The 22,291-nt window shown below is 46.4% G+C and carries 20 protein-coding genes; 9 read left to right on the forward strand and 11 right to left on the reverse strand.

The window, feature by feature from the left end; translation table 11 throughout:
* Positions 1–70: 70 nt before the first annotated feature.
* Positions 71–1,168, reverse strand: a complete 1,098-nt coding sequence (locus AC6I8Y_RS21635) for a carbohydrate porin (protein WP_446566824.1) — start codon at positions 1,166–1,168, stop codon at positions 71–73.
* A 595-nt stretch (positions 1,169–1,763) separates the two neighbouring features.
* Between AC6I8Y_RS21635 and AC6I8Y_RS21640 the strand changes: the two genes are divergently transcribed.
* Positions 1,764–1,946 (forward strand): hypothetical protein, encoded by a 183-nt coding sequence (locus AC6I8Y_RS21640; RefSeq protein WP_042469775.1) that lies wholly within the window; start codon positions 1,764–1,766, stop codon positions 1,944–1,946.
* A gap of 113 nt (positions 1,947–2,059) precedes the next feature.
* On the opposite strand, the gene AC6I8Y_RS21645 is transcribed toward AC6I8Y_RS21640, so the two are convergent.
* The 4 genes from AC6I8Y_RS21645 to AC6I8Y_RS21660 form a co-directional block, all read right to left on the reverse strand.
* The gene (locus tag AC6I8Y_RS21645) at positions 2,060–3,487 is read right to left on the reverse strand and encodes a sucrose-6-phosphate hydrolase (protein ID WP_498021628.1); all 1,428 of its coding nucleotides are present in this window, start codon (positions 3,485–3,487) and stop codon (positions 2,060–2,062) included.
* A 79-nt stretch (positions 3,488–3,566) separates the two neighbouring features.
* Positions 3,567–4,928 (reverse strand): PTS transporter subunit EIIC, encoded by a 1,362-nt coding sequence (locus AC6I8Y_RS21650; protein WP_234496229.1) that lies wholly within the window; start codon positions 4,926–4,928, stop codon positions 3,567–3,569.
* 196 nt (positions 4,929–5,124) lie between these two features.
* Positions 5,125–5,841: a GntR family transcriptional regulator gene (locus tag AC6I8Y_RS21655; protein WP_498021629.1), complete on the reverse strand. Its 717-nt coding sequence runs from the start codon at positions 5,839–5,841 to the stop codon at positions 5,125–5,127.
* 6 nt (positions 5,842–5,847) lie between these two features.
* Positions 5,848–6,855: a LacI family DNA-binding transcriptional regulator gene (locus AC6I8Y_RS21660; RefSeq protein ID WP_498021630.1), complete on the reverse strand. Its 1,008-nt coding sequence runs from the start codon at positions 6,853–6,855 to the stop codon at positions 5,848–5,850.
* Between the two features lie 177 nt (positions 6,856–7,032).
* Between AC6I8Y_RS21660 and cscK the strand changes: the two genes are divergently transcribed.
* Positions 7,033–7,953 carry a fructokinase gene (gene cscK / locus AC6I8Y_RS21665; protein WP_498021631.1) on the forward strand — a complete coding sequence of 307 codons (921 nt, stop codon included), beginning with the start codon at positions 7,033–7,035 and terminating at the stop codon, positions 7,951–7,953.
* A 157-nt stretch (positions 7,954–8,110) separates the two neighbouring features.
* On the forward strand, positions 8,111–8,713 hold the full coding sequence (locus tag AC6I8Y_RS21670; RefSeq protein WP_498021632.1) for a 2OG-Fe(II) oxygenase: 603 nt from the start codon (positions 8,111–8,113) through the stop codon (positions 8,711–8,713).
* A gap of 40 nt (positions 8,714–8,753) precedes the next feature.
* On the opposite strand, the gene napH is transcribed toward AC6I8Y_RS21670, so the two are convergent.
* From napH to AC6I8Y_RS21690, 4 genes are all read right to left on the reverse strand, one after another.
* Positions 8,754–9,605: a quinol dehydrogenase ferredoxin subunit NapH gene (napH, locus tag AC6I8Y_RS21675; protein WP_498021633.1), complete on the reverse strand. Its 852-nt coding sequence runs from the start codon at positions 9,603–9,605 to the stop codon at positions 8,754–8,756.
* The gene (gene napG / locus AC6I8Y_RS21680) at positions 9,605–10,372 is read right to left on the reverse strand and encodes a ferredoxin-type protein NapG (protein ID WP_128648923.1); all 768 of its coding nucleotides are present in this window, start codon (positions 10,370–10,372) and stop codon (positions 9,605–9,607) included. The genes napH and napG overlap by 1 nt, the downstream gene beginning before the upstream one ends.
* A 307-nt stretch (positions 10,373–10,679) precedes the next feature.
* Positions 10,680–11,147 carry a bactofilin family protein gene (locus AC6I8Y_RS21685; protein ID WP_498021634.1) on the reverse strand — a complete coding sequence of 156 codons (468 nt, stop codon included), beginning with the start codon at positions 11,145–11,147 and terminating at the stop codon, positions 10,680–10,682.
* Positions 11,051–12,004 carry a M23 family metallopeptidase gene (locus tag AC6I8Y_RS21690; protein WP_234496222.1) on the reverse strand — a complete coding sequence of 318 codons (954 nt, stop codon included), beginning with the start codon at positions 12,002–12,004 and terminating at the stop codon, positions 11,051–11,053. Before AC6I8Y_RS21690 ends, AC6I8Y_RS21685 begins: the two co-directional genes overlap by 97 nt.
* A 278-nt stretch (positions 12,005–12,282) precedes the next feature.
* Between AC6I8Y_RS21690 and AC6I8Y_RS21695 the strand changes: the two genes are divergently transcribed.
* The 5 genes from AC6I8Y_RS21695 to AC6I8Y_RS21715 all read left to right on the forward strand — a co-directional run bounded on the left by AC6I8Y_RS21695 (position 12,283) and on the right by AC6I8Y_RS21715 (position 17,211).
* Complete coding sequence (locus tag AC6I8Y_RS21695; protein WP_498021635.1) at positions 12,283–13,188, forward strand: Gfo/Idh/MocA family protein; 906 nt, start codon at positions 12,283–12,285, stop codon at positions 13,186–13,188.
* Between the two features lie 70 nt (positions 13,189–13,258).
* Complete coding sequence (locus tag AC6I8Y_RS21700) at positions 13,259–14,215, forward strand: HlyD family secretion protein (protein ID WP_498021636.1); 957 nt, start codon at positions 13,259–13,261, stop codon at positions 14,213–14,215.
* On the forward strand, positions 14,216–15,142 hold the full coding sequence (locus AC6I8Y_RS21705; RefSeq protein ID WP_394149396.1) for an ABC transporter ATP-binding protein: 927 nt from the start codon (positions 14,216–14,218) through the stop codon (positions 15,140–15,142).
* A complete protein-coding gene (locus tag AC6I8Y_RS21710; RefSeq protein ID WP_234496219.1) occupies positions 15,139–16,239 on the forward strand; it encodes an ABC transporter permease in 1,101 nt (366 codons plus the stop codon). The genes AC6I8Y_RS21705 and AC6I8Y_RS21710 overlap by 4 nt, the downstream gene beginning before the upstream one ends.
* A 33-nt stretch (positions 16,240–16,272) precedes the next feature.
* Positions 16,273–17,211: a LysR family transcriptional regulator gene (locus AC6I8Y_RS21715; protein ID WP_394149398.1), complete on the forward strand. Its 939-nt coding sequence runs from the start codon at positions 16,273–16,275 to the stop codon at positions 17,209–17,211.
* Positions 17,212–17,258: 47 nt separating this feature from the next.
* Here AC6I8Y_RS21715 and AC6I8Y_RS21720 read toward each other — a convergent pair whose 3' ends face one another.
* Complete coding sequence (locus AC6I8Y_RS21720; protein ID WP_498021637.1) at positions 17,259–18,770, reverse strand: CoA-acylating methylmalonate-semialdehyde dehydrogenase; 1,512 nt, start codon at positions 18,768–18,770, stop codon at positions 17,259–17,261.
* 23 nt (positions 18,771–18,793) lie between these two features.
* On the reverse strand, positions 18,794–20,701 hold the full coding sequence (locus AC6I8Y_RS21725; RefSeq protein ID WP_498023077.1) for a bifunctional 5-dehydro-2-deoxygluconokinase/5-dehydro-2-deoxyphosphogluconate aldolase: 1,908 nt from the start codon (positions 20,699–20,701) through the stop codon (positions 18,794–18,796).
* Between the two features lie 529 nt (positions 20,702–21,230).
* Here AC6I8Y_RS21725 and AC6I8Y_RS21730 point away from each other — a divergent pair.
* Complete coding sequence (locus tag AC6I8Y_RS21730) at positions 21,231–22,238, forward strand: sugar ABC transporter substrate-binding protein (RefSeq protein WP_394149401.1); 1,008 nt, start codon at positions 21,231–21,233, stop codon at positions 22,236–22,238.
* Positions 22,239–22,291: the final 53 nt, after the last annotated feature.

The raw sequence follows: 22,291 nt of genomic DNA on the forward strand, positions 1-22,291 counted from the left end.
TAAAACGAAAAAACGGAGCGAACTCGCTCCGTTTTAGTATTTGGCAGTGTTGTTCTATACGACTAAGCGCTTAGAAGAAGTACTTGAAGCGTACACGAACACCTTTGTCAGACTCTTCTTCAAATACTTTCGCAGTTGTTTGGTCATCGATAGTCGTGTAGTAAGCACCTAGGTAGATAGAGAAGTCATCCACTTGAAGAACATCAGCAAACTCGTAAGAAGCGTAAACTGTGTCAACTTTCGCTTTACCTTCAGTGTACGTTAGCTTTTTGTTTTCGTACTCGTTGTTTGCATGGATATAACCTAGACCGAAGCCTTTGTATAGCGCGTTCACACCAGCAGTCATGTTGTTTTCATCAACTGCGTCCATGTATGCGAAGTTAGCGATAAGATTCCAGTCTGCAGTTGTGTAGTTTGCTGTCACGCCGTAACCCATACGGTCAGAGATATCTACACCTTCTGTTGTAACAACTGCATTTTTAACAAGGTTAGTCTCTAGAGACGCAGCAATACCAAAGTTGCCCGCTTGGTAACCAACTACTGGACGGATAAGCACAGAGTCTTTTGTCTTATCTGCATCAATAGTCGCACCGTGGTACGTACCACCTACAAATAGGTCAGAACGGTCGCCAATCATAGAACCTAACTCAACGTAAAGGTTGTTGAATGTTTGGCTATACATGATTTGACCGTCAGAACCACGACCACGTGCTTCTTTCATTTGGTAAACGTATGGTGCAGCATCAGAGACTAGCTCGTTAGAAGTGTCACCAGAGTACTCAAGGAAAGTATCTTGACCTACAGGGAACATATCGAACGCTTCGAAGCGACCCATACGTAGGTTCCAGCCATCTTGTGCACCAAAAGCGAACCAAGCATCATCAAGAGCTACGTTGCCGCTGCTTTCCATTAGAGGTTGAACGTTTACTTGGAATACGTGACCAGTATTTGTGATACGCTCACCAGCAAACTCAAGAAGGATACGGCCAGTTTGGTTGAACTCGTTGTTTTCAACACCTTCGCGGTCTTGGAAGTTGAAGTCAAATTCAACGTCACCACCGATAGAGAAGTTACCTTGCTCGTTGTCTACGATGCTGATACCCGCGTTTGCAGCCATTGCAGTAGAAACCAATACTGCAGCTAGCGATAGCTTAAATGTGTTTTTCATTATTAACCCCAAGGATTGTAATTGTAATAAGTGTTTTTTTTATATTTAAAAGCTCTTTGTCTGTAGTGAATGTATTGGGGAACAATTTAGCAACACATTCACACGTCACATCAAACAAAAAACTTGAAATCATTTATCGAATGAACGAGAGCAATTTTGGGGAAATTCATTCACCCCATCAATCCTAAGAAACTGAAAATGCCTATCTAAATCACGCTTTTAGAAAAAGAGAAAAAATCAATTAAATCAGTATTTTATATATAAATAAATATACATTTAGCTTTAAAAACATTTATTGAGGCAATTTATGGGAACTTTCAATCAATCCGCAGTCTTATAGTGATATTCCTCACACTAATCTATTGATAAACTCATTAATCGCATGTTAATGAATTGATGCGAATTTGAAGCAAGACCGTGTCATTAAAGGGCTCTGTACATTTTCGTTGCCGTTGGTTATACAGAGCACAGACTAGGCGACAAACAAAACTCAGAACCTCAAACCAAGACTAGTCACTAGAGTGCATAAACTTTTACTTGCTATCAGTCGCATATCGTCTAATTTATGTAGTAGGGAACCGAGGGAGGGAGTCGTATGAATCAAACGCTAGAAAAAGACATTGTTGATGCTATCCACCGTCTAGACGATGAACAGCTAAGAGATGTTAAGCTATTTGTCGACCGCCTATTTAGCGATAAGCAAGTTAAAGCTCTCGTTACTGACGAAGAGTTAGATATGATTCTTGAGCTTAGCTCATCAAAACAGCGCTTCCGATAATAACAACCCAGGCGCGGAACAACTCACCGCTCTCCAGCTCTTCATTTATTTGAAAGGCTTATAGAAAACAAAAAGGTCAGCATTCGCTGACCTTTATTCGTTATAGCATGTTGCTAGTTGTACTGTATCGAATCGAGATAGTGGATCGTACCAGTGACATCCGACAAGTAGAGCTGATTAAGGTCCGCCACAAACAGTCGCGACGTAAACACTGTTTCGCCGTCATCACAGAATATCTCGATGCTCGAGTTATCGACGAAGATTCTCACTCTGTTGTGTGCGCCGACGCGTTTTGCGTAACGAACTGTTCCGAATTGCTCTGCATGCACATCAGTTACCTCAGTTCTATCGAGTTTCCATTCACAATCTGTACCAGAGAACACCATTTTTTCGCCGTTTTGGTTAGCAAACTCGATTGCGAAATTCTCTTCAACCAAGACGTCCAACTCAAATGCGCGACTCGCTAGCTCAGTCTTTGCAGCAAGTGAGTGAGCACTTAATCTCAATGCTTCCATTTCAATAAGTGGCTTTTGAATCAATTTTTTACCGCGAATTTCGACTTCTCTGGGCATGGTTAGCATATGTGCCCAGTAATTTTTATCCGTTGGGTACTCGCTTTTCGAATTGCCAAGCCAACCAATCAGGATTCGCCTACCCTGCTCATCGAGATACGTCTGAGGCGCGTAAAAGTCGAAACCTTTGTCTAACTCAAAATAGCCTTGATTCTCAAAGGTCAGGGTTTGTGTATCAATTGGTTTGCCAACAATATAGACCACTGAAAAGACGTTCTTAAGATCATATTTGTTGTCGGATGAAACGCCCTGAGGAGAGAAGATAAACACGCCGTTATCGTCTTCTTCATAGTAATTAGGGCATTCCCACATAAAGCCAAACTGCTCAAGACCGATATCGACATTTCCCATATAGTGATAGCTATCGATCGATTGACCACCATAAATAGCCAACTTACCTTCATTTTGGTGGCTTTCAGCACCAATTAGCATGTAGTAGCCATCATCTCGCTTTATGGTGACAGGGTCACGCATGTTGTGAGTGTAATGCTCTGGGTTGAAATCGACAACGATTCCCTTTTTCTCGACATTCCCCTCTTTATCCATGACAGCCAAAATCTGAGTCGGATGACCAGTGTCAGGCTCTGGGACATAGTGCGCGGTATACAACAGATTCAATTGGTCATTTTCCACCACTGCGATACCAGTGTGGCAGCCGTGCTGGTCGTAATCTTGATCAGGATAAAGCGCAACACCTCTGTCTTTAAAGTGGACAAAGTCTTTGGTCGAGACGTGATACCAGTGTTTTAGGCCGTGCACCGGACCTAAAGGAAACCACTGATAAAAGATGTGGTGTTCACCATTGAAGAAGCAAAGCCCATTGGGATCATTCACCAAACCATGCTTTGGTGCGATATGGTAGCTTGGATAATAAGGATCATTTTTGGTGAGTGAAGCAATGTGCTGTAAGTACTCATCCGAAACTTCGTCTAGCCTAACCATACGGTTTTGACGGTTCGAAAAATCCATAACGACTCTCTTTAAAACTGAAAATAAAAAAATCCCCCCATGTGACTCGCTCATCCATGAGGGGATAAAAATCAATGTATTAGTTTGCTTCTTTGTAGAATAGCTTGGTCATTACAAAGGCTACCAATGCCGCGACTAACATAACCACGACGTACATGCCTAGACCACCACCCAAGTAAAGCAACATGCCTGGTAGCATAGTGGCACCAGTACCTGCCGAGCCAATACCAGCAATAGCACCGATACAACCACCAATCGCACCGCCCACACAGCCGTAAAGGAATGGCTTAACTCGAGGAAGCGTCACAGCGAACATCGCAGGCTCAGTGATACCAAATAGTGCTGGTAGCGCTGCACCAAACATACCCGACTTTTTCACCTTGCTGGTTTGCATTGTCATCACCGCCATCGCCGCACCAAACTGACCAGCAATTGCTGCTGTGCCCAGTGGATTGATGTAGTCAAAGCCAGTCTCTGTCACCATCGCAATCGTAATTGGAACAATCGTATGGTGCATACCTGTCACAGCCATAAACTGAATAGCGCCACCGTAAATGAGACCACCAATGCCGTATGGAATTTGCAGGAAGTAAACCACGATATCAGTAATGAACTTTTCAATACCGAGTAGTAATGGACCCACAAATACCAGTCCAGCAATCAGCGATACCAAAAGCGTGATAAACGGCGTAAGGATAAGATCCAGTACCTCTGGTACGTATTTGCGAGAGGTTTTTTCGACCATTGCGGCGAACCAACCCATAAATACTGCAGGCAATATAGAACTTTGCAGACCGGTAACCGCAATCTCAAAACCAAAGAATGGAATCATTAAGGCTTCAGCATTGCCAAACGCCACATCCCACTTGTTAGCCAATTGCGGTGCCACCAGCATCAAGCCTAAAACGATACCTAGGACAGGGTTACCACCAAACACTCGCATGGCAGACCAAGTCACTAAAACTGGGATAAAGATAAAAGCGGTATCGGTAAGGACTTGAGAAAGCGTCGTTAGCTGAGGTGATAATTCAACACCGAATCCACTAACGATCAGTCCGCGCAATCCCATGAGCAATCCCGTTGCAACGAGAGCAGGGATAATCGCAACGAAGATGTCTGAGAAAGTTCGAGTAACTCGTTGAAACGTGCTACCAGATTCTTCCTTCTTTGGTGCTGCGCTCGTTTCTACTTCACCATTGCCAGTTAGCTCAGCGAAGACTTTGCCCACAAAGCCAGTACCTAAAATGACCTGATGCTGACCATTTTTAAAGAAGTAACCATGAACACCCTCTGTCTCACCGAGTTGTTCAGCGTTAACTTTTGAGTCGTCTTTGGTGACGACGCGAAGACGTGTTGCGCAGTGCGTCAACTGTTCGATGTTGCCTTCACCACCGAGCAAGTCCATGACTTGCGATGCGACAACTTTAGCATTTCTTGCCATTGTTTCGTTCTCTCCTAAGAGCACAAAATAGTAACCTGTATTCAACGTGTATTAATGTAATACAGGAAGAATACAGGATAAACCTTTTTATGTTATTGAACGTGAGAAACGTGCTTGTCATCACAATCAATAATAGATAGTGAGCATATAAAAAAACCACCTTATAGAAGGTGGTTTTCGGTAGCTTAAACGTCGCTCAAAGCCTAGCGACGATCTCGAAGTCATAAACGCTAGATTTATAGTAGACCACTGAATACTCGTAAGGCTCGGTCTCATTTCGATAGTTGACCGATTCGTTGATCAAGATAGGTTCAAGCGCGGCGACCGACAACTTATCTTGAACAAACTCACTGGGTAAAGAGGGTTTGATCTTTTGATGAGTTTTCACCATTTCAATCCCCTGCTCTTTTAAGTAAGCAAATTTAGAGCCTGACAATACCTGCTTATTTAAGTCTGGTAGTAACGCCACCGGTATATAGAAATCCTCATATGACACGACATCACCGTTCACAACACGCAGACGACCACATCGAAATAGCTCTGCATGAAGCGCGACCTTAAGCTTATCTGCTAGGGCTTCATCAGCGACCGTCTTTTCAAAATGAATAACTTGGTTACTGGCCTCTAGTCCTGCGCCTTGCAATTCCTGAGCAAGCCCCGCCATACCTAAGAAATCATGCTTCAATTTCTGGACTGCGACATAGGTCCCTTTACCCTTTTCCGATACCGTATAGCCAATATCGGCGAGTTGCCCTAACGCTTTACGAACGGTAACTCGACTGACCCCTAGGCTCTCTACTAGCTGACTCTCAGAGGGCAATTTCGACCCTTGTGGATACAGCCCATCATCGATGCGTTGTTTTAGCGTATCGGCGACTTGTATATAGAGGGGTTGTAGTGATTTCGAGTCCATGTGGCGCTAACGTCTCCTGTAATGAATGCGAGCAGAGATGCTTGTGTTACTTTTATAGTTCTTATTAGACAAGGTCTTTTGCAAACAATCAAATACCTTCAAGGCGAGCTGTTGGCAATCCTGTTCTATGGAATCGATTTTTAGCGGCAAACAATCGAGAATCGAATAATTATCGAAAGTAGCAAGGCGCATCGATTGCTGTGATGCATCCGCCATCAAATCATGCTCGTTAAGGTATCGCAGTACACCCTCGAGCAAAGAGTAGGACCCGGTAAAAAGCGCCTCTGGTAAGCGACCTAATTGCTCGACGCACTGTTGCATCATGTCATAGCCACTTTGCGGCTGATAATCCTGGTTAAACACTAATTCTGGCTGCAATAACAGCTCTCGCTCTTTCAGCGCATCCACAAAACCCTGATAGCGCTCTCGACTCGGAGATAGTGACAATTGTCCACCAATAAAGGCACATTCTTGTGCATTTTCGGTTAGTTCGAATACTATCTCTTTGGTGGAATCATAGGCATTTGTAGTGACGACACTAAAGCGTTCTGACTCGAAGCCTCGATCAAAAAACACAATGGGTGTTTCTTTTGTTAGGGTTTGATAATAGTCATCATTGTCTAAACATGATGCCACCATCATGCCATCAACCTGACGCTCAATAAGATTAGCGACCGCTTTTTTCTCTTGTGATGGATCGTCATCTGTCGAAGCGATCAACAGCTGATAACCTGAAGCAAGGGATAACTGCTCTAGTGATTTAGCGATAGCAGCGAAGCCCATATTAGTAAGATCAGGAATGACTAAGCCAAAAGTCTGTGTTTTCTTAGACTTAAGCGCCCGTGCATAAACACTTGGCGAATAGTTATTCTCATCAACGACCCGTAACACGCGTGCTACGGTCTCTTTATTGATACGGTGCTTTTCTGCATGTCCATTCAGGACAAAGCTAACGGTCGATTTAGAAACCCCGGCTAGCTCCGCTATGTCTGCGAGTTTTAGCTTTTTACTCATCGCGCTTTACTTCTGCTTCCTGCTTATTTCTTCTATCAAGGATCAACTTCGCTAATCGTGATCGTGTTTTAGATCACAGTTTTTACTGCTTTCACTATGTTGCCTATTAAAACACATTTTCTTTGCTAAATCGATTTAGTAAACTGCCAACAAATCGATTAAGGCAGGAAATTTGTTATGAGTAAGGTTTGGGTAACGGGCGACGCCGTTGTAGATTTGATTCCTGATACGGATACCACGTATCTAAAATGTCCTGGTGGCGCTCCTGCCAACGTTGCTGTTGCAATCGCTCGTCTGGGTGGCGAGACAGGCTTTTTTGGTCGCGTAGGTCAAGATCCTCTCGGTCGCTTTATGAAGCAAACGCTGAGCAATGAGAAGGTCAACACGGACTTTATGTTGCTTGATGACGCACAGCGTACATCTACCGTTATTGTTGATCTCGATGAATCGGGTGAGCGCAGCTTTACCTTTATGGTTAAGCCAAGTGCCGACCAATTTATGCAAGTAAGCGATATTCCTGAGTTTAACGCAGGCGAGTGGTTGCACGTTTGCTCTATTGCTCTTGCAAATGAGCCAAGCCGTGGTGCCACACTAGAAGCGATGAAGCGCATTAAGCAAGCAGGCGGCTTTGTCAGTTTCGATCCAAACCTTCGCGACGAAGTGTGGGGCGACCAAAGCCTTATCAAGCCTGTGTGCCAGCAAGCAATCGCCCTGGCCGATGTGGTTAAGTTCTCAGACGATGAACTGATGTTTCTAACTGAAACCGACAACCTTGACGCAGGTATCGCAGCGCTTGGCGAATACAACAATACACTTGTGCTCATTACTCAAGGCGCAAAAGGCGCATTGATTATTCGTGACAATGAGCAACAGCTAATTGCCGGCACGCCAGTCAAGCCGGTTGATACCACAGGTGCAGGCGATGCTTTTGTTGGCGGCCTATTGACTCGCTTATCTAAAACAGCAGATTGGATCAATGAGGAGACAATCGTTGATGCGGTTCGCTGGGCAAACGGCTGCGGGGCTTTAGCGACAACGCAAAAAGGGGCGATGACCGCGCTACCAAGTGAACAAGCCCTTATCGATTACATTCAGTAATCTTGTGCCCCTTGCTGCGGTAAGGGGCGACCTCTTGCTCGTTATACCTTCCCCCTTTTCTATCAAGCGTTATCGTCACGATAAACAACCTAAATTGAAGCATGCTGTCTATTTCTTTATAAAGCGCCCTCCCTGTTTCTAACAACAATGGCGCATCATGCAAACACTGATCGAAAACTTGACCACACATGGCTACTACATCTGGGATGATTTCCTATCTCCAGAGCAAGTCTCTGCATTAAAAGATTGCTTACCAGAAGAATGGAATAAAGCACGCATTGGTCGTAACGATGATGTGATGCGCGAGAGTGCGATACGTAGCGACAAGATCCGCTGGCTTTCTACCGATCTGGGCGATCCCGTTGGTCAGTTTTTAAGTAAGATGGAAATCATTCGCCAAACCGCTAACCAAAACTTTTTCTTGGGGCTATTTGAGTATGAAGCACATTTCGCCAAATATGAGAAAGGCGATTTCTACCAAAAGCATCTCGACTGTTTCCGTGGTAATGAGAACCGTCGCCTGACCACCGTGTTCTACATGAATGATGAGTGGAGCGACGAAGACGGTGGTGATTTGGTGGTTTACGATCTCGATGACAACGAAATCACGCGTATCAAACCAAAATCTGGGCGCTTGTTTGTTTTCTTCTCTGAGCAGTTCCCACACGAAGTGCTGCCTACCAATCGCGAGCGTTTTAGTATTGCGGGCTGGTTTAGAACCAACGGAGTCAAGGACAACATACTAGATATAGCGAACTAGGATCGGCGCCAGTTGAAGAACAACTGGCGTTTTTGTTTTTTCAGAGCTCACCAGAGTCAGGTTTAACCTTAAACTCCAATACCTTAGGCGCACACACATCAATGCATCGGCCACAGCTGATGCAATCTTGGCTCATAATCCGTCGATCACCAGACTTGAGTGGCTGTCTTAATACATCGGGCTCAGGACACACGTTATAGCAGTCCATACACTTGGTACAGGCCTCGCGCTGTGTCGCTTTCACGCGAATAAGGCTCTTACGACCGATCACGCCGTAGGTCGCTCCAAGTGGACAAAGGTGCCCGCACCAACCGTGCTCGACTAAGACAAGATCAAGCAAGAATACCAAAGCAATTAAGATCCAACCGGCTCCCATACCAAAAACCAAACCACGATGAAGTGTCGCGACAGGATCCACCCACGCCCAGAGCAGCGATCCCGATACTGCACTGCCAAGTAAGATCACGGGGATCAACCAGTAACGTATTGTCGGAGACCACTTAAAGCTGGTTTTGAGATTCAGCTTACGACGCAACCATGCCGCCATATCCGTGATGATATTTAATGGACACACCCAAGCGCAAAACGCGCGAGGAGCTAGCAAGGCATAAAAAACCACAACGATAGTGACACCGATTAAGGCATTCACCTCCGGCCAATGTCCGGTAGCTAACGTTTGCAGGACCAATAAAGGGTCACTGAGCGGCACAGTACCTAGCAGCATGCTAGACGACAAATTACCCTGTAAAATACCCCACGTAGGTCCCATCATAAACAGACCAACGATGGTGAGTTGACACAACCTACGTAGAATCAGAAATCGATGAGCACGCCACCAGCCTAACTCTCGGATCGCGTCTTTACCTGCATTTTTTGCGAGATTTTTAGCCATTATTTCCTCCCGTCATTGATGCGGATATGCTCACTTGGGGCAATATCCGGCGTTTCAGGGAACTGTCCATCGCGAAGCTCAACCTTCTCTTCCCAACCAAGCTGGTAATGATCGCCCATATAACCCTTCGCCAGTTCGATTGGCACAACCTTGATCACCGGAACTTCTGTCACACAGGCCTGTTCACACTTACCACACCCTGTGCATGCGTCAGAGTGCACCGTTGGGATAAACATGGCGTGGTATCCAGTTCGCTGGTTTCGTATTGGCTCTAGCGTGATGGCTTTGTCGATAAGCGGGCAAACTCGGTAACAGACATCACAGCGAAGTCCCTGCCAGTTAAGACACTCTTCGTGGTCGATCAAGACCGCGAGTCCCATTCGAGAATCATCAATATTGGTCAATGAATGATCGAGTGCCCCACTTGGACACGCCACCACACAAGGGATGTCTTCGCACATCTCACAGGGAATGTCGCGTGCCGTAAAGTATGGCGTACCCGATGCAACCGGTGAAAGTAGAGTTGCCAGCTTCAGCGTGTCGTAGGGGCATGCCTGAACACATAGCCCGCAACGCAGACAGGCTTGATCAAATTGGTTGCCTTCTAGCGCGCCAGGCGGGCGAATAGGGACACCGCCACTAGTTTTGGCTTGCCCTTGTTTAGACTGCAATCCCAAAACAGTTGCAGCAGCACCGACACCTACGGCGGTGCGTGCGGCGTCGCGGAGGAATCGGCGTCGGCTTTCTGAGGTTTTATTTCGTGACATATGCTCCGCCTTATTGGTGACTTATAACGTGCATTTATGCATAAGGCTTTCCCATAACTTTAATGGGAAAAGTGTCATTTGAAATAGTGCTTTGTGGTTATACGAGGGCTGGCTTGATATTTATCAAGTTAGCCGCGTTACTTTGATCACAATGCGGCATTCTAGTCAGCATTACACTTATGTGACAGCGTCACTTTAAGGTACGTAATGGCTTACAGAAGTATAGCCTACCGTGCTGATGAGTTTATTGATAGGAGAAGGGAACAGCGCGTCCCAGAGAAAGAAACTGGAACGCGCAGGGATTCGATTATGCAGTTTTAACGGCTTTAGACTCTGGGGCTTTCGAGTCGGTTTTAGCGGTATTAGCTTTAGCCGCGCTAACCTCTTTGCTGGTTTGACTTTTCAAAGATACGACTTCTTTTTCAGGTAACTCTGCGGTTTCACCAAAAAACTTACCGCCCGGTTCGATGCTCAAGTTGTTACTCCACACCTTACCTTTTACGCGACCATTCGCGAGAATTTGAATCTGCTCCGCGTGACAGTCACCCTCTAAGATGCCGTTGACCACAAGCTGCTTGGCAAACACTTCACCTTTTACGCGACCAGATTCGGCAACCACTAATACCCCTTCGATATGCAGTTGACCATCAACCACACCATCGACTTGAATATCGTTTTCTAGTTTGAGTTTTCCGCTAATAACACAGCCTTTGGCGATGAGAGTTGAAGCTGCTGAGCGACTCTTTGTTCCACTGTTTTTACTAAAGATTCCCATCTTATTGCTCGTTCCTTTTTAAAAATATCTTCGAAATCATTCACGCCCCACTCCACAAAGGGTTTGGGATCCAGCGCTCGCCCAACAAAGCGAACCTCATAATGTAGATGTGGACCGGATGACAACCCACTATTGCCCGAGATGGCAATCAGCTCACCTTTACGGACAAATTGTCCTGGACGAACTTCAAAACCTTTTAGATGTGAATAGGAGCTAGAGAAGCCAAATGAATGCTGCAATCTAAGGAAGTTTCCAGAGCCTTTGTTGCTGCGTCTGGTAACCTCAACGACACCATCCGCTGGCGCATAGATTTTGGTTCCGGTATTAACCGCAAAATCCAAACCACGGTGCATTTTGTATTTTCTAGTGACTGGGTGTTGTCGCTTACCAAACTGAGATGAAATGCGCTCTTTCCCAACAGGTGAACCGCTCGGTATCTGATTGAGCATGGTCATACGCACGTTAGAATGGATTGCAGCTGCATCAAGTCTCGAATCGAGGTCAATGTCATCGGTGGGCTCTGAAACCCCTAACACCTTTTCTAGATCCGCAAGACGCTCAGAGACTAATGTAATGCGCTCTTCCCGCTCAGACAGATCTTGTTGAAGACTCTGCTTAAGGTCTTGCAAATTTGCTAGCTCATCACCAAGGGTTTGTGACTCACTTGCCAGCTCTGCCTGCTTTAGCTCGGCGTAGTCCACTACCTCATACAAATGCTGAATCAACAAACCAGCGCCTAACACCAGCACCAAACCAATCCACGCGAGACTCTTTAAGCTGCGGCGCATTGATTTACTCAATTGCCAATGCGAAGAGCCGTTAATCGTTGAAATTGAGATAGTTAACTGATCTTTCATGATAGTACGGTATTCCCTAACCCTGATTCCTTTACTTAATCCACTAAGCTTAATCTACGAAATCCCTATGACAGGTACTAGTAAGAAACAGCAAAAGTGTGTCAGGACGTGATGTGGTTTCAGACAATTTAGAAAAAAACGTATTACGTTTAACAACTGATTAAAAACATCCGCAACAAAATCTTCTAGCTGGGTCGTAGCAATAAACAGATGCACTGTGTTAACTTGCCAAAAAACAGTATAAATCTGTAAAACAGCAGTCAAAACCGAGGCTTATATTGAAAATTGCACACATTGGCATGGGTGATATAGCCCAAAAGGCATATCTACCATTCACGACATCTCAAGCAGATGTTCATCCCATATTTTGCACTCGCGATACAGCGACTCTTAATGCGCTGGCAAGCAAATATCGTGTTATAGACACAACCACTCAGTATCAAGCTGTCCTCAACTTTAAGCCTGATGCGGTAATGATTCATGCCGCGACCTCTGTGCACCCAGAAATTGCCAGATATTTCCTCGAACATGGTGTTCCAACTTTCGTTGATAAGCCGCTGGCAGATAGCTTTGAAGAATGTGAAAGCCTGTATCAATTAGCAGAAAAAAGACAAGTACCGCTTTATATCGGTTTTAATCGCCGCCACCTACCTTTGATTAACCAACACTCCCTATCGGATACGGGAACTCTGAAATCGCTGCGCTGGGAAAAACACCGCCATGCACTTCCAGGTGATGCGAAAACTTTTATTTTCGACGACTTTATTCATCCATTGGACAGTATCAATCTTAACGGGAGCATTGAGTTCGATGATATCCATGTCCAGCACCAAATGGACGGTGCTAAGCTAGCTCGACTTGATGTAAAGTGGCAACAAGGAGGCGTGATCTTTGAAGCCTCGATGAATCGTCAATTTGGCATCACACATGAAGTCATTAGCAGTAGCCACGATGACAGAGCCTATCGCTTTGACTCATTTGTGTCAGGTCAATGCTATCAAAACAACCTTGTAGAGCAGGTTCAGCTCAAGGATTGGACACCAATGCTGGCAAGTAAAGGTTTTCACAATATGTTTGATGAATGGAAGGACGTCGTCTCCAGCGGCAAGATGCCACTAAAATTAATCGAAAGAAATCTTTCGACTCATCGAATTGCTCAAAAGCTACTTGACTTCATAACTTGATGAAATTCAGCTAGAAATTCACCACTGCCCTTCTAATATTGATAGTAGAAATCTGTTAGAAGGGTTATGTATGAAACGTTCGCTGCTCGTCATCTTTCCACTCGTCTTAGCACTACTTGGCTGTCAGAATGACGACAACGGCAAGGCGTTAGGCACGTTAGAGAGAGACCGTATTTCTTTCTCCTCAACGGCAAGTGAAATCATTCGCGAACTCCCCGTGCGTGAAGGGACCAGAGTCAAAACCGGTGACGTACTTGTGAGGCTCGACACCAAGCGCCAAGAGGCCGTGCTTGCTCATGCAATCGCTGAAGAGGCTAAAGCCAGCGCCTACTTACTTCGCCTAACTAATGGTGAGAGACCTGAGGACATCGCCGCGGCAAAAGCGCGCGTCGACATGGCTGAAGCCAAATTAACCGAGGCGCAGAAAAACTACTCGCGCGCCTCTGAACTAGTCAGAAAGAAACTTGCCAGCCAGTCTCAAAAAGACCAAGCCGTCGCTAGTCGCGATACTGCAAGAGCCGAGCTTAACTCAGCCAATGAAGAATTCTCAAAGCTAACCGCAGGTTCGCGTCCAGAAGACATTACTCAAGCTGAGGCCGCACTCGCAGCGGTGAGAGCGGATGTTGCGCTGCAAACTCAACAGCTTGATGAACTTACCATAGTAGCAACACGAGACGGCATATTAGATAGCCTACCCTATAACCTCGGTGAGCGAGTGTCTGTAGGCGCGTTTGTTGCTGTCGTTCTTGCCGACAGGATTCCCTATGCGCGCGTTTATGTCCCTTCTTCAGTGAGAGTCAAGTTTGTACCCGGCTTGCAAGTTAATGTTCATGTTGATGGTCTGGACGAGGTACTGACAGGTACGGTGCGCTGGGTTGCCGCCGATCCATCGTTTACCCCCTACTACGCGTTAACAGAGGATGAGCGTTCTCGACTCATGTATCTCGCTGAGGTTGACCTTCCAGACAGTGCTGAAAACTTGCCTACCGGCGTCCCTGCTCAAGTTGACCTACAAGGGCTGAAATAGATGACTGATATCGCTGTAACCGCAACCAATCTGGTCAAGAAGTTCGGTGACTTCACCGCTATCAACGGTATCAACTTGTCTGTGCCCAAAGGTAGTATCTATGGTTTTTTGGGCCCAAATGGGTGCGGAAAATCCACAACCATACGCATGTTGACGGGATTACTTAGTCCTACTGAAGGTGAAGTGAATGTTCTTGGCCTGCAGATCCCGGAGCAGTCAGAAGCCCTTAGGCTCAAGATCGGCTACATGACTCAGAAGTTCTCTCTGTATGATGACTTAACGGTTCTTGAGAATCTTCAGTTTATCGGTCAGATCTTCGGTTTAGACAGAGCGCTGCTTAAACAGCGAATAGCAGAACAGATGACCATCTATGGACTCACTGATCTTCAAAAACAGCGCGTTGGTGGTATGAGTGGTGGACAGAAACAGAGGCTCTCTCTTGCTTCGGCGACCATGCACCGCCCTGAATTGCTGTTTCTTGATGAGCCGACCTCTGCCGTCGATCCAGAGAATCGACGTGATTTTTGGGAGCAGCTTTTCGATCTTAGCGATCAAGGCACGACCATACTTGTCACTACGCACTACATGGATGAGGCGGAGCGCTGCCATCGACTTGCGATTATGGAATCCGGCGAAATGCGCGCAGATGGCGAGCCTGAAGAGCTGATGGACAATATGGGGGTCAACATCATTGAGGTCAAAGCACCTAACTTGAGAGCGCTGAAAGAACGTCTTATTGCTTGTTCAGAGGTTCGCTCTGCCGCTCAGTTGGGTATTCGACTGCGAGTACTGATCTATCAGAATGTGGCGGACCCGATTAAGTGGCTCATTCAAACTGTCCCTGAGCTCGCAGATGCCGAGCTCACTCCCGCAAGGCCGAGCCTAGAAGATGTGTTTGTCTCTGTCACAGGAGAAGGTCGCCAATGAAAAGCTTAACGCGCATGAGCGCCATCATGGTCAAAGAAATCCGCCAACTGTCGAGAGACCGCATTACATTTGGCATGGTGATCATGATCCCTCTTATCCAACTGATTCTATTTGGCTTTGCCATGAATACTGACGTTCGCAATATACCCGTCGCTGTCGTCGATAAGAGTGAATCCGCGCCGGGGCGAGTGATTGTCGAAGCGGTGAAAGTCACTCAGGTGGTCAATGTCAAAGCCTATTATCCCACGGTTAAGGAAGCAGAAACCGCAATCAGAGAAGGTGTGGTGCGTGCTGCTCTCATATTGCCCACTAACCTTACGCAGCGCATTACCCACCAAGAGACGCTCGGACAATGGCTTGTCGATGGCTCAGATACTATGGTCAGCGCTGCGTTGCTCTCACTTCAAACCATGCCCATCGCTGAGTTTGCCATCGCGGGCTATCAGCCCAACCAAACCAAAACCTTTGAAGCGACACTGCTCTACAACCCAAGCCAACGTTCGGCAGTAAATATTGTACCTGGTCTGCTTGGTGTGATCTTAACTATGACCATGATTCTATTTACCAGTGCCGCGATAGTGCGTGAACGTGAGCGTGGCAATTTAGAGCTACTCATCACCACTCCTATTCATTCGATGGAGTTAATGATCGGTAAGATCGTGCCCTATATCTTCATTGGTCTTATCCAGATTTTTATTATTTTGGGGCTAGGCTATTTGATTTTCAGCGTGCCGATTAACGGACAAATTAGTCAGATACTGCTTGGCAGCCTACTCTTTATCGCCGCAAGCTTAACGCTTGGGCTCGTCATCTCGACCATTGCTCAGACTCAGCTTCAAGCCATGCAGATGACGGTGTTCATCTTGCTTCCTTCCATTTTATTGTCTGGCTTTATGTTCCCCTATGAAGCCATGCCAATGGCGGCACAATGGATAGCCGAAGCATTGCCCGCGACCCACTTCATGCGCATGATCCGAGGAATTATTTTACGTGGCGCTGATTTAATGGACATGTGGCGAGATACACTCTGGCTCGCAGGGTTTACCGTCATCGGTATTGTTGTTGCTGCACTAAGATTTAAGAAGAACTTGGATTAATTCCCCTACATTTTTACTTGGCAAGGACACGCAATGGATAACAAGGATAAAACGGGAAAGGCTAGCGGAAAGAAGTTTGATCTTAACTTGCTGCGAGTTTTTGTGTCCACTTACGAGACAGAGTCGGTCACGAAATCGGCAGAACAGCTCGATTTAACGCAGTCATCGGTCAGTAACGCGTTGGCAAGGTTGAAAGACGCTGTGGGCGGTGAGCTCTTCACGCGCACAGGGCGTGGCATCAAGCCAACCCGCTTTGCGGTTGAGCTCTATGAGCACGTACAAGAGCATATTCTCGGGATTGATAGGTTCATCGAAGGACTCGCCAACTTTGAGCCAGAATCCAGTCGACGTCGATTCGTTATCTATTGTCATGAAGCAGCCCTACTGCGTCTGCACAAGCGTATGCATGTGTTTGAAAAATACCCCAACATCTCGCTTGTACTGAAAGAACTCCCCCCCAAAGACGCGCGTATCTACGAAGACTTGCGCATGGAAAAAGTAGACTTGGTGATCGATGTTGCTCCATCAGATAGTCGTGTATTTCAGTCTAAACTTCTACACAGTGACGGCTTGATCTGTATTGCCAGCGCAACTCATCCCAGACTACAAGATGGCAAGATGACCAAACAAAGGTACATGGACGAAAACCACGTACTGCTTAATATTCGTCGCGAGAATCTAACCTTTGTAGAATGGTTAGTGAGTGATGTGCTGCCACCCCGCAAAGTCTTCAGCCAACATTCATCCCTACTTGGTATGTTGCCGTCTGTATCACAGTCTCAAGCACTTGCAGTCGTGCCGGAAACTCTCTTTCTCCAGTACGGAGAGATGTTCAACTTACAGTCGTTGCCCTTCCCATTTGAAACCAAAACCTTTGACTCCTACATGGTGTGGCCTACAAAAATGGCCCGAAACTCAGCGCTCACTTGGCTACGAGGATTGATTGAAGATCAACTCAGAGCAAGCAAATAGAAAAGACCGCCCTTTGGCGGTCTTATGTTATGCAAACTGATAGACGTTTACTCCATTGTTGGCATCGTAAACGCGCTACTATGCTGCTCTAGGCGAACACTGGTTGGCCAGCGACTCGTGACTGTTTTCATTTTGGTGTAGAAACGAACGCCATCGTTACCATGAACATTGAGAGGACCAAATACAGAGCGTTTCCAACCACCGAAGCTATGGAACGCCATAGGAACTGGAATAGGAACGTTGATCCCAACCATACCCGCCTGTACATCTTCACTGAACTGACGAGCTGTCTCCCCATCACGAGTAAAGATTGCGGTTCCATTACCAAACTCGTGCTGATTAATAAGCTTTAGCGCCGTATCATAATCACTGACTCGAACTACTGCTAAGACAGGACCAAAAATTTCCTCTTGATAAATGGTCATCGTTGGCGTGACATTATCGATGAGTGTTGGACCTACAAAAAAGCCAGTTTCATTGCCGGCCACTGAAAAGTCTCGCCCGTCGATAACGATCTTCGCGCCTTGGCTCTCACCCGTAGAAATGTAATCACAGATCTTTTGTCTATGCTCCGCAGAGATAACGGGACCCATGTCGTTTTCTTGCCCGTCCACTAAACCCGGTCCGACTCGCATCGCAGCAACTTTTGTTTTGAGCTGCTCAATCAGTTGGTCTGCAATCTCATCACCGACAGCAACGGCAACCGATAGGGCCATGCATCGCTCGCCTGCTGCCCCGAACGCTGCCCCCACTATCGCATTCACCGCCATATCAAGGTCAGTGTCTGGCATCAGAATACAGTGGTTTTTAGCACCGCCTAGCGCCTGACAGCGCTTGCCGTGAGCTGAGGCTGTCGTGTAGATATACTCGGCGATTGGCGTTGAGCCGACGAAGCTGACCGCATCCACATTTGGGGACGTCAGGAGCGTATCCACTACCGTTTTATCGCCATTAATGACGTTGAACACGCCATCTGGCAGCCCAGCTTCTTTAAGCAGTTCAGCGAGCAGCAATGCCGTTGACGGATCTTTCTCTGATGGCTTCAAAATGAATGTATTACCAGTTGCTAAGGCAATAGGAAACATCCACATCGGAACCATAGCGGGAAAGTTAAAAGGCGTAATGCCCACGCATACCCCAACAGGCTGCATGAGAGAGTGGCTATCAACACCCGTCCCTACATTCGCTGAATGCTCACCTTTTTGCAGATGCGGGATACCACAAGCGAACTCGACCACTTCTAAACCACGCGTTACCTCACCAACGGCATCCGAGTAAATCTTGCCATGCTCGGTGGATATCAATCGTGCCAATTTATCCGTGTTCGCTTCTAGCAATGATTTGAACTTGAACATTACACGTGCACGCTTAAGTGGTGAGGTTTTTGACCACGAACTGAATGCTTGCTTGGCGACTTCAATCGCTTCGTTGGCCTCTTGTTCCGAACTGAGTACTACTTGTTTGATTTGCTCCCCTGTTGCAGGGTTATAGACAGGTGCAAAGCGTTCGCTGTGACTTGAAACGATTTCACCTGCGATATAGTTTTGAACGGTTTCCATATGTGCTCCAAATTCTCTGTGAGTTACGCGGTTTGCTGCCAAGCAGAAATTAGGGTTTGGTATTTCAGTTTGATTTGATTCTTAAAGGTTTCATCATCGATCGTCCCAGCAAGCCAGGCACGAGACGCATCGCCAAAGATAGTTCGACCAACAGCAAACCCTTTGACTAATGAGCTCGCTCTCGCATTGGCAAAGCCTTTGATTAACTGCTCTTGAGGGGCATCTAACCCGAGCAACACCACGCCGTGACAGTGAGGGTCTTGATTCTCGATCACACGCTCTAGCTGACTCCACGACGAGGCTGTTAATGCAGGCAGTTTCCACCAATCGGGCTTAATAGCTAGCTCATAGAAGCGCTCGATGGCCGCAATATAGTTTGTTTCATCTTGGGGGAGGTCTTTTGGAAGAATGACCTCGAGCAGCAGCTCATGGCCAGACTGACAACAGGCTAAGTACACTTCTTCGAGAATCTTCTCTTGCTCTACTCTAAGCCCCTGCTCATCATCTGGGTGATAGAAAACTAAGCACTTCACAATGTGCTCTTGTGGCCAAGACACCAGTTGAGAACCAATATTGCCGTGTTCGAGCACCAGAGGTCGGGAGCTTGGCAGTTCGATAGGACGACCTATCCACCAGTCTTTGCCTGTGGCTTGATTAAGCGCCGCTTGTCCGTAAGTACTATCGCATAATAGTCCCGCTTGCCCCTGCAGCCCCAGTTCGTCTACCGACTCTTGGTATGCATTTAAAATCAGTTGCTTAAGAGGTGAAATTCGAGACACTGATACGCCAGCATCTTGAGCCATTTGCTCAAACTGGCTTCGATGATCAAATGCCAGTATGCACAAGTCGCCCCATGACTTATCTCGTGTTGTCACTCGGTGAAGGTGGTTTAGCTTGGTATCAAGATCAGGTCTAGGGACGGATTCTGCACGAGATAAGTAATCATCCAATTCTTCTTTACTCGGCATTGCGGGTGCGCAGCCATGTCGAGAAACGACCAGAGCGCCGCAGGCGTTGGCATAATCACACGCTTGCTGCCAGCTTTCATCATTGAGGTAACCTCTTAGTAAGCCGGACATAAATGCGTCGCCCGCACCAAGCACGTTAAGCACATCCACTCGAACCCCCGTTGCATTGATGGCGCCGTCAAGGTGATCTGGGATTTGCGATTCATACACTGAACAGCCTTGTGCTCCTCGCTTACAAACCAAGACCGCATCTGTCGCTTTTCGAACGCCATTTAGCGCTTGAAGGGTATCTGTGAACCCACCTGCAATATGGAACTCTTCTTCCGTACCAACAATAAGATCAAACAAACCTAATACTTCTTGCAACTGGTCAGTGACGGCTCCAGATTCGATAAAGCGCGTTTCCCCATCGCCAAGCGACGTGAGCCCCCAAAGCACTGGGCGATAGTCGATATCAAGTGCCGTTCTAACACCGTGTTTTCTAGCGTAACGGAGCGCCGTTAAGACGGCATCACGGGTTTTCGGGTTAGAGAGATGAGTTCCAGTAATCGCTAGGCAACGCGAGGAGGCAATATACTCTTCATGAACGTCATCTGCTGTAATCGCCATATCAGCACAGTTGTCACGGTAGAAAATCAGCGGAAAGGTATCTTCATCTTTGATACCAAGAATCACCAACGCCGTCAGCCGCTCTTTATCAGTAATTAAATAGCTGGTATCAACGCCGAGTCTATTTAGCTCCTCGCGTAAAAAGCGCCCCATGTGCTCATCACCAACTCGAGCGAGCATTGACGACTTTAAGCCTTGTCTTGCCGTACCATAGGCGACGTTCCCCGATGACCCTCCAAGGTACTTGGCAAAGCTACTCATATCTTCTAAACGGGAGCCTATTTGTTGACCGTAAAAATCGACGGCGACCCTACCCATACAGATCACGTCAAACATCTTATCCTGCTGCCTCATCATGTAATCTCCTCCAAGACCAAATGAAACGTTTATTTCATTTTATTATAGGATGAAATTATTCTAGAAAACCGTGATCTGTCGCTTCTTTTTCGACCAAACCGAACAGCCGACGCAGAATACGATAAGATTTTGATAATATTTTTTCATTTATCGACAATCTCATTTCAAAACTCAATACGAACAAAAGCTCTAGTGGATACTTTAATTAAACACACGTTAAAAAACATGTATTTAACATTAAATCAAACACTTAAATTCAAAATTAGCACTAAGCCAAGAAAACCAATGAGATCAGCGTAACACTTTTAACATTTATGCCACATTAACAGTGGTGATAATTTAAACATCAACATATAGTTAAAAACCAACGGGGGATAGAAAATATTTTTCAACAAATGCTATCCAAACCGTTCTATAAAAAGTCAGAGTAAATACTGAATAAACACTCTAGAAATTTCATCTGATAACGAAATGAAATGTTCATATTTATCGAAAGATAGGTGTGATGGATACCAAGGAGGCATTTATGCCAACGGAGAAACAAGGGATTACTATGTTGCTGGACAGATTGTTAACACTCGCGTCAAACACGAAAGCACTACTCAAAGGTACGTTAATGGTGATGGGACTGATTGTTCTTACAGCCTGCGGCCAAGAGGCGAAACAAGAAGACGTGACACGCATCGGCGTCGCGATACCAAACTTCGATGACACCTTTATGGTCTACATGAAAGACGCGATGGACAAATACGCGGATCAATTTGATGGCAAGGTCGAGCTGACCTTTGTGGATGCCAAAGAGGATGCCGCTAAACAGCTAGGCCAAGTCGAAAATTTCATTGTTCAGCAAATGGACGCCATCATTTTGGTTCCGGTCAACACTGATGCAACTCAGCCGCTTACAGACCGAATCATTAAAGCAGGTATCGAACTTGTGTACCTAAACCGTCGACCTGATTACCTCCCTGACAGTGTTTTCTACGTGGGTTCCGAAGAGCTGAAATTTGGCGAAACACAAGCTCAATACATCACGGATTCTGTAGACGGAGGCAATGTTGCGATACTAATGGGTATGTTGACTCATGAAGCTGCCGTTATGCGCACCAAAGGTGTAGAAGACTTCTTGGCAAACAATCCGAATTTCAATGTGGTAAGAAAGCAAACAGGTCTATGGCAGCGCTCGCAAGGCATGACTGTAATGGAGAACTGGCTCAACTCTGGTGATCAACTTGACATCATCGTTGCCAATAACGACGACATGGCACTCGGTGCAATTCAAGCGCTTCGCGCCGCTGGCAAACTGGATGACACGCTCGTCGTGGGTGTTGATGCCACCCCTGATGGTCTCGTCGCGGTAAAAGATGGCGCGCTAAGCGCTACGGTATTCCAAGATGGAGCCGGTCAAGCTCGAGGCGCGATTGATGCAGCGGTTGACGCTGTTAACGGCAAACAACACGAACAAGTGACGTGGATCCCTGCCGAGCTCGTGACTCAAAGCAATCTAGAAGCATTTGAAGCGAAGCAGAAAGGTTAACCACCCTCGCTCCGTATTCTCCCCCTCTCAAGAATACGGAGCATTTTTCGGAG

This window comes from Vibrio sp. KUL78 (genome assembly GCF_059725505.1).